The 14,290-nt window shown below is 70.2% G+C and carries 11 protein-coding genes; 7 read left to right on the top strand and 4 right to left on the bottom strand.

Annotation, left to right across the window (positions count from 1 at the left end):
* Window positions 1-5: 5 nt before the first annotated feature.
* Window positions 6-2,843, bottom strand: coding sequence for a helix-turn-helix transcriptional regulator (locus KHP12_RS43365; RefSeq protein WP_167442741.1), 2,838 nt, complete (start codon window positions 2,841-2,843; stop codon window positions 6-8).
* Between the two features lie 826 nt (window positions 2,844-3,669).
* Here KHP12_RS43365 and KHP12_RS43360 point away from each other — a divergent pair.
* Together KHP12_RS43360 and KHP12_RS43355 are read left to right on the top strand one after the other, a co-directional pair.
* Window positions 3,670-4,383 (top strand): HAD family hydrolase, encoded by a 714-nt coding sequence (locus KHP12_RS43360; RefSeq protein WP_308289531.1) that lies wholly within the window; start codon window positions 3,670-3,672, stop codon window positions 4,381-4,383.
* Window positions 4,384-4,568: 185 nt separating this feature from the next.
* Window positions 4,569-5,195 carry a TetR/AcrR family transcriptional regulator gene (locus KHP12_RS43355; RefSeq protein WP_086885365.1) on the top strand — a complete coding sequence of 209 codons (627 nt, stop codon included), beginning with the start codon at window positions 4,569-4,571 and terminating at the stop codon, window positions 5,193-5,195.
* A gap of 25 nt (window positions 5,196-5,220) precedes the next feature.
* On the opposite strand, the gene KHP12_RS43350 is transcribed toward KHP12_RS43355, so the two are convergent.
* Complete coding sequence (locus tag KHP12_RS43350; protein ID WP_086885366.1) at window positions 5,221-6,702, bottom strand: LVIVD repeat-containing protein; 1,482 nt, start codon at window positions 6,700-6,702, stop codon at window positions 5,221-5,223.
* Between the two features lie 192 nt (window positions 6,703-6,894).
* Here KHP12_RS43350 and KHP12_RS43345 point away from each other — a divergent pair, with 192 nt between their 5' ends.
* From KHP12_RS43345 to KHP12_RS43335, 3 genes are all read left to right on the top strand, one after another.
* Complete coding sequence (locus tag KHP12_RS43345; RefSeq protein ID WP_086885367.1) at window positions 6,895-7,578, top strand: DUF305 domain-containing protein; 684 nt, start codon at window positions 6,895-6,897, stop codon at window positions 7,576-7,578.
* A gap of 189 nt (window positions 7,579-7,767) precedes the next feature.
* Entirely contained in the window at window positions 7,768-9,111 is a 1,344-nt protein-coding gene (locus KHP12_RS43340; RefSeq protein WP_086885368.1) for an FAD-dependent oxidoreductase, read from the top strand.
* Window positions 9,112-9,307: 196 nt separating this feature from the next.
* Window positions 9,308-10,696, top strand: coding sequence for a nucleobase:cation symporter-2 family protein (locus KHP12_RS43335; protein WP_086885369.1), 1,389 nt, complete (start codon window positions 9,308-9,310; stop codon window positions 10,694-10,696).
* Here KHP12_RS43335 and KHP12_RS43330 read toward each other — a convergent pair.
* Complete coding sequence (locus KHP12_RS43330; protein WP_086885374.1) at window positions 10,610-10,939, bottom strand: ArsR/SmtB family transcription factor; 330 nt, start codon at window positions 10,937-10,939, stop codon at window positions 10,610-10,612. The two genes, KHP12_RS43335 and KHP12_RS43330, sit on opposite strands and share 87 nt — an antisense overlap.
* 193 nt (window positions 10,940-11,132) lie before the next feature.
* A complete protein-coding gene (locus KHP12_RS43325; protein ID WP_211834512.1) occupies window positions 11,133-12,212 on the bottom strand; it encodes an NADH:flavin oxidoreductase/NADH oxidase in 1,080 nt (359 codons plus the stop codon).
* A 225-nt stretch (window positions 12,213-12,437) separates the two neighbouring features.
* Between KHP12_RS43325 and KHP12_RS43320 the strand changes: the two genes are divergently transcribed.
* Window positions 12,438-13,526 carry a WD40/YVTN/BNR-like repeat-containing protein gene (locus KHP12_RS43320; RefSeq protein WP_086885371.1) on the top strand — a complete coding sequence of 363 codons (1,089 nt, stop codon included), beginning with the start codon at window positions 12,438-12,440 and terminating at the stop codon, window positions 13,524-13,526.
* A 77-nt stretch (window positions 13,527-13,603) separates the two neighbouring features.
* Window positions 13,604-14,281, top strand: coding sequence for a uracil-DNA glycosylase (locus KHP12_RS43315; protein ID WP_086885372.1), 678 nt, complete (start codon window positions 13,604-13,606; stop codon window positions 14,279-14,281).
* The last annotated feature ends 9 nt before the right edge of the window (window positions 14,282-14,290 follow it).

Raw genomic sequence — 14,290 nt, 5'->3', positions numbered from 1 at the left:
GGCGGTCAGCCGGACGACGCTCCCGTGGCACCTATGAGCAGCCACAGCCGGCGTGACAGCTCCTGCCGATTTCCCACCGAGAGCTTGCGGTAGATACGGGTCAGATGCTGCTCCACGGTGCTGACGGTGATGTACAGACTCTTGGCGATCTGCCGGTTGGTCATTCCGGACGCCGCCAGCGTGGCCACCCGCCACTCGGCCTCCGACAGGACGGGTTGTTCGGCGCTCTCGGCCGCTGTGCCGGGGGCGTCGTCCTCGGCGTGTCCGGAATCCCCCGCGTCCTTGGGCGGTTGAGAGCTCCCGACGCTCTCAACACCCTCCACGACGAGCTCTCGCCGGCTCTCGTGCTGGGCGCTCATCCCGCACTCGTCCATCAGCTTCTGCGCCTCGTGCCAGGTGGTGCGCGCCTGTTGGGTCTCCCCGGTGCTGAGGTAGTCCTGGCTGAGCTCGGCCAGCGTGCGGGCGAGCTCATAACGGTCACCCTGCTCGCGCAGGCACTTGGCGGACTGGTAGAGGAGCAGTCTGCGCTTGTCCGGGTCCTCGGCCATGGCCAGGATGCGCAGCGCTCTGCCCCGGGTGCTCAAGGGCCGGTCGGGCGACAGCTTGAGTTCTTCCAGGGCGAGTCTCTTGGCCTCCGCCGGTTCATGGACCCGCAGATACGCCTCGGCGGCGTCGACGCGCCAGGGCGCCAGGTCACCGAAGTCCACGGGCCACTGGTCGATCAGCATCCCGCTCGCCATGAAGTCGTTCAGCGCGGCGTACGGGCGATTGGTGGCCAGGCAGTACTGCCCCCGGGAGCGGAGGTACTCCAGGCCCACCACGCTGTCGAACATTTCCTTCGGCACCCAGTAATCCACATACCGCTGGGCCTCTTCGAGTCTGCCGACGGCGGTGTGGGCCGCCACCAGCACGGACAGCGGCAATCCGATGGCGACACCCCAGCCGCGCGGCGGGATGGAACGCAAGGCCGCACCCGCGAGATCAATGGCGGTAGTGAAATCCCCATGGCGGCATCGGATATAGGCGCGCATGGACAGGGCGACGGCGCACGGGGTCTTCATGTTCAGCTTGTCGGCCGCGGTGAAGAGCGCCCCGCACAGCCGGTCCGCCGCCTCCGATTCTCCCCTGGCGGCCAATGCCCAGACGATCCGGCAGGCGTATGCGTAAGCGAACCAGAAATGGTTGGAGGGCGACAACAGGTGCATGGCGTCGGGGGAGAAGTCCGCCATCTGCCGAGGATCCTGAAGATGTCCGATCTCCATGCCCAGCTCGTCCACGGAGAGCTGGAGCCCGTGCTCCAGATTGGCCGCCCACAAACCGTCGACTTCCCCGTCCGGGACATCCTGTCCGGGGAAGTCATGGATCAGCATCGGTTTGAGGAAGGTGACCCACTGCCGGGTCACCCGCAGGGCGGCCATACTGGACGCGGTGTCGGTGTCATCACAGCCCGACGACCATTTGAAGGTCTCGTCCGCATCGGCGTACCGGCCGAACCACAGCACCATGAAGAGCAGGAAGCACTGATACTGCTCCGGGATGTCCGCGGGGGATTCCGCCCGGATCGCGGCCAGCAGGCGGTCCAGCTCGGGTTCGGCGGCCGCCGGATTGCTGGACCATAACGCGCCGACCAGCGCCATGAGAATGTCCATGTGCTCCCGTCGGCTGAGGTCCGCGCGGTCGGCGAGTCGCAGACTGGCGATCGCTTCCTCCGTGCAGCCCTCGTCGAGATTCTTCTGGGCCGCCTGCCAGAGCACGGCCACCCCCTTTTGGTCCGGCGTCTTGTCGGCGGTGACCAGGAGTTCCGCCACCGCGACCGGGTCGGCCCCCTCGGCATACAGAAGTTCGGCCGCTTTCGCGCTGAGGCGGGCCCGGTCCTCCGCCGCCAGCGTCTCCAGCGCGACGGAATGAGCCGCGGGGTGCCGGAAACGCCCGTCCCGCAGCAGGCCCGCGGAGTTGAGGAGGTCCATGGCCCGGGACGCGCGTTCCGCACCGCATTCGAGCAGAGTGGCCACCCGCCAGGGGCTGCCGTACGGGCCGAGCACGGCGAGCGCCTGTGCCACCTGGAGCAGCGCCTGATGACTCAACAGGGACAGGCGATAGGCGTCCTGGAACTCCGCTCCGACCGTGACCTCCGCACCTGCCCCGCTCCGAGCGGTCTTGAGGTGGTCCCGCAGCAGGGCCTTGACCAACCTCGGGTTACCTCCGCTGATGGCGTGGCAGGAGGAGTGGATCCGGTCGGCCAGGTCGGCGTCGCCGTACCGCTCCAGCAGGCGTTCGACTCCGGACTCCGGGAGGGTGCCGATATCGATCTTGTAGAGGTGGTGGAAGCTGTGAAGGCGGGTGCACAGGTGGTGGGTCTGCCCGCTGGTCATCACGACGAGGGTGCGGGTGCCGGACGCATGCCGGGCGATATGCAGAAGACACATCAGGGAGGGGTAGTCGGCATGCTCGGCATCATCGACCGCGAGGATCAGTTGCCTGCCGCCCGCGATGCGGTGCAGCACATCGGATATCTCCCGGACCAGACTTCTCAGCAGATCGTGCTCGGCTTCCGCATACCGCTCCCCGGCGGTCCTCCAGCGCGCCACGACGTCCAATGCGCCGGTGGCCGTGGAGGATCGGATCAGCTGTTCCACGATATTGAACGGAATGGCGGTGTCGTCCGCGAATCCGGACGCCGTGAGACAGACCGCACCCGATGCGGCCGCCCGCTCCTTCAGACTTCCCAATAAGGTGGTCTTACCGACACCGGGCCCCCCGATCACTTGCAGAAGCCCGCCATTGCCTTCTGCTGCGGCGCCGAGAACATCGCGGAGCTCGGATTGATAATCTGTCAGTCTCATACTCATCAGTCCTCGCTGTGGGGGTTGCGTTTGAGCGATGAGTTGATGTCCGCAGTCATCCCACCCTGCGGAAGAAGGTTTCTCTGGCGAGACAGATATCCGCGATATCCGCTGCGTCGGCGGCGGCGAATTCTCTGATGTGGATCACCTCCGGTGGGAGCCAGTGCCTTTGACGGTCATATAAGCAGAGACACAACCGGAACGATACCTTCCATCGGTTGTGACCTCAGCCACGGTTACCTGCCCCGTGTGCCCCCGTGTGATCATGCTCGACTGAGCGGGCGGCCTGTCCGCACACCCCGGAAAGGGCGGGACGCCACCGGCGCCGACGCGCACAATAAAGGGAGAGTGCGGCATGCCGACGCGAATACACCTCAGCCTGTGAAACCGGTCGCGGAACCGGCCACGTTCCTTGCTTCTTGCAAAGCTGGCGTTTACCAGCAGCCACCCCGGTCGGTCGCCGCTCCCCGCCCGCCGCGGCGAGCTCCGGACCGGCATGCGCCCAACCCGTGGCCATCCCCCGGTTGCCTCGACGTCATGTCACGTACCATTGCCGGCAACCTCCTCGCGCTCAGCAGATATCGCCTGCCCCGACTCGGTCGCGGAGTGACGGGGATTGACCCCTGTATGATCACCACGACAGCGAGACGATAAACAGCCTCCACCTCATGAATCCCCTAAACCCTACGCCTTGATTCGGCCGGGATTTATCTGCCAGCAAAACGGCCGAAACGGATGCGCCGGTGGCTGAAGGGGATCGGGCCCACGGCATACGATGCCGGAAGTCCTGGCTCCTGGCCACACCGAAGATGAGGGAGCGTCAACTGTGACCATAAAGGGCGCCCTGTTCGACTTCTCGGGGACGCTGTTCCGCATCGAGTCCACCGAGTCCTGGCTCCGTGCCGCGCTGGAGCGAACCGGAACCACCGTCCCGGAGGAGGAGGTCGTACGGTACGCGCGGGATCTGGAGGACGCCGGGGCGCTTCCCGGCGGCGCCCCGCCGCTCGCGGTGCCCCCGCACCTGGAGGACGTGTGGCAGGTACGGGACCGCGACGCCGAACTGCACCGGGCCGCCTACACCGGTCTGGCCCGCCAGGTGCCGCTCCCCCGCCCCGAGCTCTACGACGCCCTCTATGACCGCCACAGGGAGCCCGCCGCCTGGCGGCCGTACCCCGACGCCCCCGAGGCGCTGGGCGAGCTGCGCCGGCGCGGTGTGCGGATCGCGGTGGTCAGCAACATCGGCTGGGATCTGCGCCCGGTCTTCCGCGCCCACGGCCTGGACGGGCTGGTGGACGCCTATGCGCTCTCGTTCGAGCACGGCGTCCAGAAGCCGGATCCACAGCTGTTCCAGGCCGCGTGCGACGCGCTGGGGCTGGACCCGGGTGACGCCGTGATGGTGGGCGACGACCGCAGGGCGGACGCGGGAGCGGCGGCCCTGGGCCGCCGGGTCCATCTGGTGGACCATCTCCCGGTGGACCGGCACCCGGACGCCCTGCGGGCGGTTCTCGGCCCGCTGCCGGACGCCGCCACGGCTCCTTAGCACCCGAAAGCCGGGCCCCGTACGGGGTTCCACAGGCGCTCCAAAGGCCCGAAACCCACCGGTTCGGGCGATCCCCCCGTGTCGCCCGAACCGGCGGAGACATGCGTCCGCCCCAAGGGAACGGCGGACAACCGCACGTCCCCTGAGTATATTGACTGACAGCCAGCCAACGCAGGAGTTACAGCATGGTCCCCCGAAGCCCGTCGGTCAATGAGGAGTTGCGGCGCCGATCCCAGGCCCGTCTGCTGGAGGCGACGGTCGAGCTGATCGGCGAGCACGGCTACGAGGCGACCACCCTCGCCGATATCGCCGACCGGGCCGGGGCGGCCCGCGGTCTGGTGTCGTACTACTTCCCGGGCAAGCGGCAGCTGCTACAGACGGCCGTCCACCGGCTGATGCACATGGAGCTGGCCCGGGTGCTCGAGCGGGAGCCGCGGCCGGAGGGCGAGGAGGCCGGGCGGGAGCTGCTGGCGCGGGCGATCGACGCGATCCTGGGCCTGGCCCGGGACCGGCCGCGGCTGATGCGGACGCATATGGCCGGGATCCTCACCGCCGAGGGTTTCATCCAGTGCCCCGAGCAGCAGCGGCTGGCCGCCCTGCTGCGGGACACCGTCACGCGGTACGGCTCCGAGGACCCCGAGGCCGACTACCGGCTGCTGCGCGCCCTGCTGATGGGCGCGGTGGTCGCGGTGCTGCTGCCGGGCGCGCCGATGGCGCCCGAGCGGCTGCGGGCGGAGCTGTTCCACCGCTACGGACTGGACTGGGAGCTGGGGCTCCCGCCGGGCGACGAGCCGCCCGGCGAGAGCCGATGAGCGCCCTGGGCCAGGGAGCCCCCGCTCAGCGGTAGTCGGGCTGCGTCTGCGTGTTGAGCTCGCGCAGCCGGACCGACGCGGCGCTGTCGGTGCGCCGGTCGTGGATCTTCAGGACGTCGAAGCCCTTCTGGATGTCGTTGGAGTAGATGTAGCCGTTGTAGTAGTACGCGGACCAGGAGCCGCCGGTGATGAGCGTGTCGGCGGAGAGCGGCCCGCGCTCGAAGTAGCCGATCTCCTTCGGCCGGTCGGAGTCGGTGAAGTCCCAGATGGACACGCCGCCCTGGTACCACGCCTGGACCATGATGTCGCGGCCCTTGGCCGGGATCAGCGAGCCGTTGTGGGCCACACAGTTCTCCGTGTCGGCCTGGTGGCGCGGGATCTTGAAGTAGCTCCGGAAGACCAGCTTGCGCTTGTCGCCCTTGCCGACGATGTCGTAGATGCCGTCGGCACCTCGGTCCTGGCCCACCTCGGTGTTGCAGGTGGCGGCCACGCCACCGCCCAGCTCATCGGTGAACACGACCTTGGTGCCGCGCTCGTTGAAGGTGGCCGAGTGCCAGAAGGCGAAGTTCACGTTGTCCTCGACCCGGTCGATGACCCGCGGCTTCGCGGGGTCGGCGATGTCGAGCAGGATGCCGTCGCCCATGCACGCGCCCGCCGCCAGCTTCAGCGCGGGGAACGTGGTGAGGTCATGGCAGCCGGTGGTCTGGGAGACGCCGGGGTTGGTGGGCCCACCGGGGTTTCCGCCGTCCGGGAAGAGCACGGGGAAGTCGATGACCGCGGCCTTCTCGGGCGCCTCGCGGGGCACCTTGATGACGGAGATGCCGTCGTGCGGAGGCTGGCAGTCCGGGAAGGTGGCGCTGGGCGAGTACGAGGAGACGTAGATGTACACGTCCTTGCGCTCGGGCACCAGGGTGTGGGTGTGCGAACCGCAGGAGGTCTCGACGGCGGCGACGTACTCCGGGTTCCGCTTGTCGCTGATGTCGAAGACCTTCATGCCCTCCCACGAGGACTTCTCGGTCGCGGGCTGGGTGGTGCTGTTGCAGGAGTTGTCGCTGCGCGAGGAGTCGGTGGAGAGGAAGAGCAGGTCTCCTGAGACCGACACATCGTTCTGGGAGCCCGGGCAGAGCACCTGGCTCACGATCTTCGGGCTCTTCGGCCGGCTGATGTCGTAGATGACAAAGCCGTCGTAGTTGCCCGCGAAGGCGTACTTGCCCTGGAAGGCCAGGTCGGAGTTGACGCCCTTGAGGTCCTGCTTGGGGATGTTGGTGAGGTGGCTGACATTGTCGCTGTGGACGATCTGGTCCACACCGGGTATGTCGCCGTTCTCGATGGCGGTCCTGGCTTCCGACTGCTGGCTCTTCGTCACCCGCTCCTTGTGGGGAGCGTCACCGGGGTCGGGCGTCGCGGCCGCCGGGCCCGCGGCCAGCAAGGTGGCCACCAGTCCGAAGGCGGCCGCGGCCGCGCCGAGGTATCTGCGCCGCTGCGGAGGTCTTTCCCACGGCTTCACTGCGTCCTCCCTTTGTCGCCGTCTCCGCTCGGAGTTGAACGGTTGACGGACCGGGGGAAGTATCGCTCTATCCATGTACACCACAACAGGTAGCAACATGTTCGTAAAGAGATTTTCCCAACTCGCCCGGACCGGCAGCGCCGCTGACGTGCTAAGACGGTCTGCGGATCCCAAGCGCCCCAGGAGGCCACGGTGTTGAACCGCCGTACGACGCTCCACTCCGCATCTCTCGTGGCCGCCGCCGCGGCGGCCGCCCTGGCACTCGTCCTGACCGGCTGTGACTCGGAGAGCGGCGGCGGGGCCGACGCGGGGAAGGGCAAGGACGGGAAGCCCGCGGTGATCGCGCCGGGCAAGCCCGGCGAGGCGGCGAAGAAGCTGTCGGCCGAGGAGGCGGCGAAGGCGGGGGACGACGACTCCCCCAACACGGCCGACCGCTCCTACGTCCGCATGATGATCGAGCACCACCGGCAGGCCCTGGTGATGACCGGCCTCGCCGCCGACCACGCCAAGTCGGCGAAGGTCAAGCGGCTCGCGGAGCGCATCGCGTCCGGGCAGAAGCCGGAGATCGAGGCGATGCGCGCCTGGCAGAAGACGGCCGGCGGCGAGCCGAAGGGCGGCGACGGGGACGGCCACGAGGGCCATGACGCGAAGATGCCGGGGATGGCCACCGAGGCGCAGCTCGCGCGGCTGCGCGCCGCCAGGGGCGCCGACTTCGACGCGCTCTTCCTCAAGCTGATGATCACCCATCACCGGGGCGCGGTCTCCATGGCCACGGATGTGCTGGCCCAGGGCAACAACGTCCGGGTGGAGGAGATGGCGAACGACGTGATCGCGCAGCAGAGCAGCGAGATCCGGCGGATGCGGCAGATGTCGTAGGTCGTAGCGGGCGGCGCACGGAACCCGGAGGGACCGTTGGACCCGCTTGGAGCCGGGCTCGCGGCGCGGTCGCGGGCCCGTGGACCGGCGGCCGGGCGGTGTCACCCGGACCGGTCCCTCGGCGCGTAGTGCCGGACAGGGCGCCCCGCCGGGTGGGATGCTGGAGACATCCTGCGGAAGGAGCTCCTCGTGCTTCGCGTCGCGGTCATCGGTTCCGGGCCGAGCGGGGTGTACGCCGCCCAAGCGCTCGTCCAGCAGCAGGCCGTCCCCGAGGTGTCGGTGCATGTGCTGGACCGGCTGCCCTGTCCCTACGGGCTGGTGCGCTACGGTGTCGCACCCGACCACGAGAAGATCAAGTCGCTACAGAACACGCTGCGCATGGTCCTGGAGCACCCCCGGGTCAGCTTCCTCGGCAATGTGCAGGTGGGCCCGCCCCCGCTGGTGCCCGAGCGGCTGCTCGGGCTCTACCACGCGGTGGTCTACTGCGTGGGCGCGGCCACCGACCGGCGGCTCGGCGTTCCGGGCGAGGAGCTGCCGGGCAGCTTCTCCGCGACCGAGTTCGTCTCCTGGTACAGCGCCCATCCCGACGCGACCGTCGACTCCTTCGCGCTCGGGGCGGGCTCCGCCGTCGTCATCGGGGTGGGCAATGTCGCGGTGGACGTGGCGCGCATTCTGGCCCGTGGGGCGGAGGAGCTGAGGCCCACCGATGTGCCGCACGCCGCCCTCGGGGCGCTGTCCGAGAGCCAGGTCTCGGACATCCATATGGTCGGCAGGCGGGGGCCGTCGCAGGCGAAGTTCACCACCAAGGAGCTGCGCGAGCTGGGCGCGCTGACCGGCGCCGATGTGTTGGTGCACCCCGAGGAGCTGGCGCTGGACCCGGCGTACGCGGACCCGTCGGGGCTGCCGGGGATCAACCGGCGCAATGTCGAGGTGCTGCGCGACTGGGCGCGGCGCGCGCCCACCGGCCGGCCGCGCCGGATCCATCTGCGGTTCTTCCTCAAGCCGGTGGCGCTGCTCGGCGAGGGCGCGGTGCGCGCGGTGCGCTTCGAGCGGACCGCGCCGGACGGGCGCGGCGGGGTCGCGGGCACCGGGGTGTTCGAGGACATCGAGGCGCCGCTGGTGCTGCGGTCGGTGGGCTATCGGGGGGTGCCGCTGCCGGGGCTGCCGTTCGACGAGGAGCGCGGCACGGTCCCCAACGCGGCGGGGCGGGTGCTGCGCGGCGGCGTGCCCTCGCCCGGGGAGTACGTGGCGGGGTGGATCAAGCGCGGCCCGACCGGGGTGATCGGCACCAACCGGCCGTGCGCGAAGGAGACCGTGGCCTCGCTGCTGGCCGACGCGGACGCGCTCGCCGCCCGCCCGGTGGCGCCGGATCCGCTGCGGGCGCTGCGCGAGGCGGGGGTGGAGCCGGTGGAGTGGACCGGTTGGCTGCGGATCGAGGCGGCCGAGGAGGCGCTCGGCGAGGCGCTGGGGCGTACGAAGGTGAAGATCCCGGACTGGACGGGGCTGCTGGGCGCGGCACGCGGGCAGGAGTGATCCGGGCCGGGCGAGGGCCGGCTTCCACCGGCGGTCCGCGGGTCCGTGCGATCCATGGGGTTGGCGTGGGACGGCGAGTCCGCGGGTTCCAGGGGGTTGACACACAACGGCAACACTCCTGAAATCAACAGATTGTTGAAGTCTTCTACGGTCGCCTCACCCTGATCCGCCGCCCAACCCCGCGCGAGGAGCCGCCATGACGTCCGTACGCCATCCCGTGGACGAGGTGCCGCCGCCCGGCCGGCTCGCCGCCTTCGGACTCCAGCATGTGCTGGCCATGTACGCGGGCGCGGTGGCCGTGCCGCTGATCGTCGGCGGGGCGATGAAGCTGTCCCCTGCCGACCTGGCGTATCTCATCAACGCCGATCTGTTGCTGTGCGGTATCGCCACGGTCCTCCAGTGCGTGGGGCTGTGGCGGTTCGGCGTCCGGCTGCCGATCATGCAGGGCTGCACCTTCGCGGCGGTCACCCCCATGGTGCTGATCGGCACGGAGGGCGGCGGGCTGCGCGCGATCTACGGCTCGGTGATCGTGGCCGGGGTGGCGATGATCGTGCTGGCGCCGGTCTTCGGTCGGCTGCTGCGGTTCTTCCCGCCGCTGGTGACCGGCACGGTGATACTGATCATCGGCCTTTCGCTGCTGCCGGTCGCGGGCAACTGGGCGGCGGGCGGCCAGGGCGCGCCGGACTTCGGCGCGCCGAAGAACCTGGGCCTGGCCGCCGGGGTGCTGGTCCTCGTCCTGGCCGTGCAGCGCTTCGCGCCCGGGTTCCTCAGCCGGGTGGCGGTGCTGGTCGGGATCGTGGCCGGGACGGCGGCCGCGATACCCCTGGGCTTCACCGACTTCTCCGGGGTGGGCGACGCCGACTGGGTCGGCGTCTCCACCCCGTTCCACTTCGGCACCCCGACGTTCGAGACCCCGGCCGTGGTGTCCATGCTGGTCGTCGCGCTGGTGACGATGACCGAGACCACCGGCGACTTCATCGCGGTGGGCGAGCTGACCGAGCGCCCGGTCGACGGGAAGCGGCTGGCGGACGGACTGCGCGCGGACGGCGCCGCGACCGTACTCGGCGGGGTCTTCAACACCTTCCCGTACACCGCCTTCGCGCAGAACGTCGGCCTGGTGGGGATGACCCGGGTGCGCAGCCGCTGGGTGGTCGCGGCCGCGGGCGGCCTGCTGGTGCTGCTCGGTCTTGGCCCGAAGCTGGGCGCGGTGGTGGCGGCGATCCCGGCCCCGGTGCTGGGCGGTGCGGGTCTGGTGATGTTCGGTACGGTCGCGGCGAGCGGGCTGCGCACACTGGCCGGGGTGGACTTCCGGGACAACCACAACCTGACGGTGGTGGCGGTGTCGGTCGCCGTGGGGCTGCTGCCGGTGGGCGTGCCGGGGATCTACAAGGAGTTCCCGGACTGGTTCCAGACGGTGATGGACAGCGGGATCAGCGCCGGGTGCGTCACCGCGATCGCGCTCAATCTGCTCTTCAACCACCTGCCGGGCGGGCGGACTTCAGCCCCGGTCGCCGCCGCCGCGCCCCTCCTGGAGGGCCGCGGCGGCGAGGACGCTGTCGAGCAGTCCGGGGAACAGCGCGTCTAGGTCGGCGCGGCGCAGCGCGCTCATCTTGGCGGTGCCCCGGTAGATCTGGTGGATCACACCGCATTCGCGCAGCACCCGGAAGTGGTGGGTGGTGGTGGACTTGCTGACCGGCAGGTCGAAGACCGAACAGGACAGCTCGCAGTTCTCCTCGGCGAGCGTCCGCACCACCCGCATCCGCATGGGGTCGGAGAGCGCGTGCAGCACGTCCTCGAGGCGGATCTCCTCGCGCCGTGGATGCTCCAGCGAGCGCCCGGCCGCCTGGGGCTGGGACGACGCCCGGGGCTGGGACTGGGGCGCGGTCGGCGTGGTCTGTGTCTGCACGGCTGCTCCTCATCGCCTCGTTCCGAGACCTCCAGTGTAGTTTGACGATCGCCGTACTACTTCAGCTCCGAACTACTCGAGGCCCCGGACGGGACGGCGGTGTCGCTCGCGGCGCCTACCGGACCGCGCGGTGGTACTGGTCCGGGCTGTGCACCTGGCCGCCCAGTTCGACCGCCGCATGGCGGGCGAAGTAGGGGTCCCGGAGCAGTTCGCGGCCCAGCAGTACGGCGTCCGCCTCGCCATTGGTGACGATCTTCTCGGCCTGCTCCGCCTCGGTGATCAGCCCGACGGCGGCCACCGGCAGCCCGGTCTCCCGGCGCACCCGCGCGGCGAACGGCACCTGGTAGCCCGGCTCCACCGGAATGCGCACACCGGCGGCGTTGCCACCGCTGGAGACGTCGAGGAGGTCCACACCGTGGTCCTTCAGCAGGGCGGCGAGCCGGACGGTGTCCTCCGGGGCCCAGCCGTTCTCCTCCAGCCAGTCGGTGGCCGAGATGCGGAAGAACAGCGGCAGTTCGTCCGGCCAGACCGCACGGACCGCGTCGACGACCTCCAGGGCGAAGCGGACGCGGTTCTCGAAGGAGCCGCCGTAGCCGTCGGTGCGGTGGTTGCTGTGCGGGGAGAGGAACTCATGGATGAGATAGCCGTGGGCACCGTGGATCTCGGCCACCTCGAAACCGGCCGCGAGCGCGCGCCGTGCCGCGTCCGCGAACTGTTGGGTGATCTCGCCGATCCGCGCCTCGGACAGCTCGTCCGGCACCGGATGGCCCTCGTCGAACGGGACCGGGCTCGGCCCCAGCGGCTGCCAGCCCCGCTGGTCGGCGCCGAGCGGCGCGCCGCCCCTCCAGGGGGCGTCGGTGGACGCCTTACGGCCGGCATGGGCGAGCTGGACGCCCGGGACGGTGCCCTGCCCCTTGAGGAAGCGGACGATCTTACGGAACGCCTCGACCTGGGTGTCGTTCCAGATGCCGAGGTCTCCGGGGCTGATGCGGCCCTCGGGGGACACGGCCGTCGCCTCGACCAGGATCAGCCCGGTGCCGCCGGCGGCGCGGGCACCGTAGTGGACGAAGTGCCAGTCGTGCGGGACCCCGGCGCCCTTGTCCGGGTCCGCGCTGTACTGGCACATGGGCGACATCCAGAGGCGGTTGGGGATGGTCACCGACCGCAGGGTGAAGGGGTCGAAGAGGGCACTCATGAACGTCTCCGTTTCTCCTCGTGGGGTCCGGCCGGACCGCGGCTTAGTACGGTAACCACCGTAGTACGACGATCGTCAAATTACGATGCCTCTCGTATGACGCGCAAGGCCTTCCGTGCCGCGGCCGCTTCCGGGCCGTTGTCAGTGGGTGGGTGCAGACTCTGTGATGACGGACACATCCATGCGTTCCGCCGTCCCGTCCCGCACTCCAAGGAGTGAGCCGTCATGAACGATGTCCTGCTCGCCGTCGGCACCCGCAAGGGTCTCTTCCTCGGCCGCCCCGGCGGCCGCGGGGGCTGGGATCTCACCGGCCCCCACTTCCCCATGCAGGCGGTGTACTCCGTCGGCATCGACACCCGGGGCGACCGCCCCCGGCTGCTGGCCGGTGCGGACAGCTCGCACTGGGGCCCCTCGGTCTTCCGCTCCGAGGACCTCGGGGCGAGCTGGCACGAGCCCGCCAGGCCCGCGGTGAAGTTCCCCGAGTCCACCGGCACCTCGCTGGAGCGGGTGTGGCAGCTGGAGCCCGCCGGGCCCGACGAGCCGGAGGTGGTCTACGCGGGCACCCAGCCGGGCGCGCTGTTCCGCTCCGAGGACGGCGGGGAGACCTTCGCGTTCGTCCGCAGCCTGTGGGACCACCCGCAGCGGCCGGAGTGGGGCGAGGGGTTCGGCGGGCAGGCCGTGCACACGGTCGTCACCGATCCGAGGGACCCGCGGGCGCTCATGGTCGCCGTGTCCTCCGGCGGGGTGTACCGCTCGGCGGACGGCGGGGAGAGCTGGGCGCCGTCCAACAGCGGGCTCAGAGCGGAATTCCTGCCGGATCAGTATCCCGAGTTCGGGCAGTGCGTCCACAAGATCGCCCGGGATCCGGTCGACCCCGACCGGCTCTATCTCCAGAACCACGGCGGGGTGTACCGCAGCGACGACGGCGGGGCGCACTGGGCCGAGATCAGCGAGGGCCTCCCGGCGGACTTCGGCTTCGCGGTCGCCGTCCATCCGCGCCGCAGCGGCGTCGCGTACGTCTTCCCCGCCGCCGACGGCTCGGACCGCTACCCCCCGGGCTACCGCTGCCGGGTGTTCCGCACCGAGGACGCGGGCGCCACCTGGGAGGAGCGGTGCGCCGGGCTGCCCGGCGAGCCGCACTACGGGGTGGTGCTGAGGGACGCGCTGCGCACCGATGACGCCGATCCGGCCGGGGTCTACTTCGGCAATCGCAACGGCGAGGTGTACGCGAGCGCCGACGAGGGCGAGAGCTGGCGGCAGATCGCCCACCATCTCCCCGATGTGCTGTGTGTCCGGGCCGCGGTGATCGACTGAGGGCGATCGCCGCGATCGGCTGAGAGTGATCGTGAGGTGGCACGCGGCCACCCGCTGAGCCACTAGAGTGGCGCGGTGTGGCAGCACGACCCTTGAATGAAATTGTGGAAGCGGGCTGGGCCAAGGCACTTGAGCCCGTCGAGGAACGCATCGCGGCGATGGGCGACTTCCTGCGGTCCGAGATCGCGGCAGGCCGCACCTATCTGCCCGCCGGGCCGAATGTGCTGCGCGCCTTCCAGCAGCCCTTCGACGAGGTGAAGGTGCTGATCGTGGGTCAGGACCCGTATCCCACACCCGGTCATGCGGTGGGGCTCAGCTTCTCGGTGGCGCCCGAGGTGCGGCCGCTGCCCGGCAGTCTGGAGAACATCTACCGCGAGCTGCACACCGACCTCGCTCTGCCGCGTCCGTCCAACGGCGATCTGACGCCCTGGACCCAGCAGGGCGTGCTGCTGCTCAACAAGGCGCTCACCACGGCCCCGCGCCGTCCCGCCGCCCACCGCGGCAAGGGCTGGGAGGAGGTCACCGAGCAGGCCATCCGGGCGCTGGCCGGGCGCGGCCGCCCCCTGGTGGCCATCCTGTGGGGCCGCGACGCCCGTAACGTACGACCGCTGCTGGGCAGCCTTCCGGCGGTCGAGTCCGCGCACCCCTCCCCCATGTCCGCCGACCGCGGGTTCTTCGGCTCCCGCCCCTTCAGCCGCGCCAATGAGCTGCTGGCACAACAGGGGGCGCAGCCCGTGGACTGGCGCCTTCCCTGAACCCATAGT

Origin of the sequence: Streptomyces asiaticus (assembly GCF_018138715.1) — a bacterium.
GTDB lineage: Bacteria > Actinomycetota > Actinomycetes > Streptomycetales > Streptomycetaceae > Streptomyces > Streptomyces asiaticus.
Note: the sequence above shows the minus strand (reverse complement) of the source record. Positions and strands in the feature narration are given on the sequence as shown.

Bases quoted from the DNA above. Each gene is read 5' to 3' on its own strand.
- KHP12_RS43355 (WP_086885365.1), top strand. From the start codon at position 4,569: ATGGTCCCCCGAAGCCCGTCGGTCAATGAGGAGTTGCGGCGCCGATCC.
- KHP12_RS43325 (WP_211834512.1), bottom strand. From the start codon at position 12,212: ATGAGTGCCCTCTTCGACCCCTTCACCCTGCGGTCGGTGACCATCCCC.
- KHP12_RS43320 (WP_086885371.1), top strand. From the start codon at position 12,438: ATGAACGATGTCCTGCTCGCCGTCGGCACCCGCAAGGGTCTCTTCCTC.
- KHP12_RS43365 (WP_167442741.1), bottom strand. From the start codon at position 2,843: ATGAGACTGACAGATTATCAATCCGAGCTCCGCGATGTTCTCGGCGCC.
- KHP12_RS43335 (WP_086885369.1), top strand. From the start codon at position 9,308: ATGACGTCCGTACGCCATCCCGTGGACGAGGTGCCGCCGCCCGGCCGG.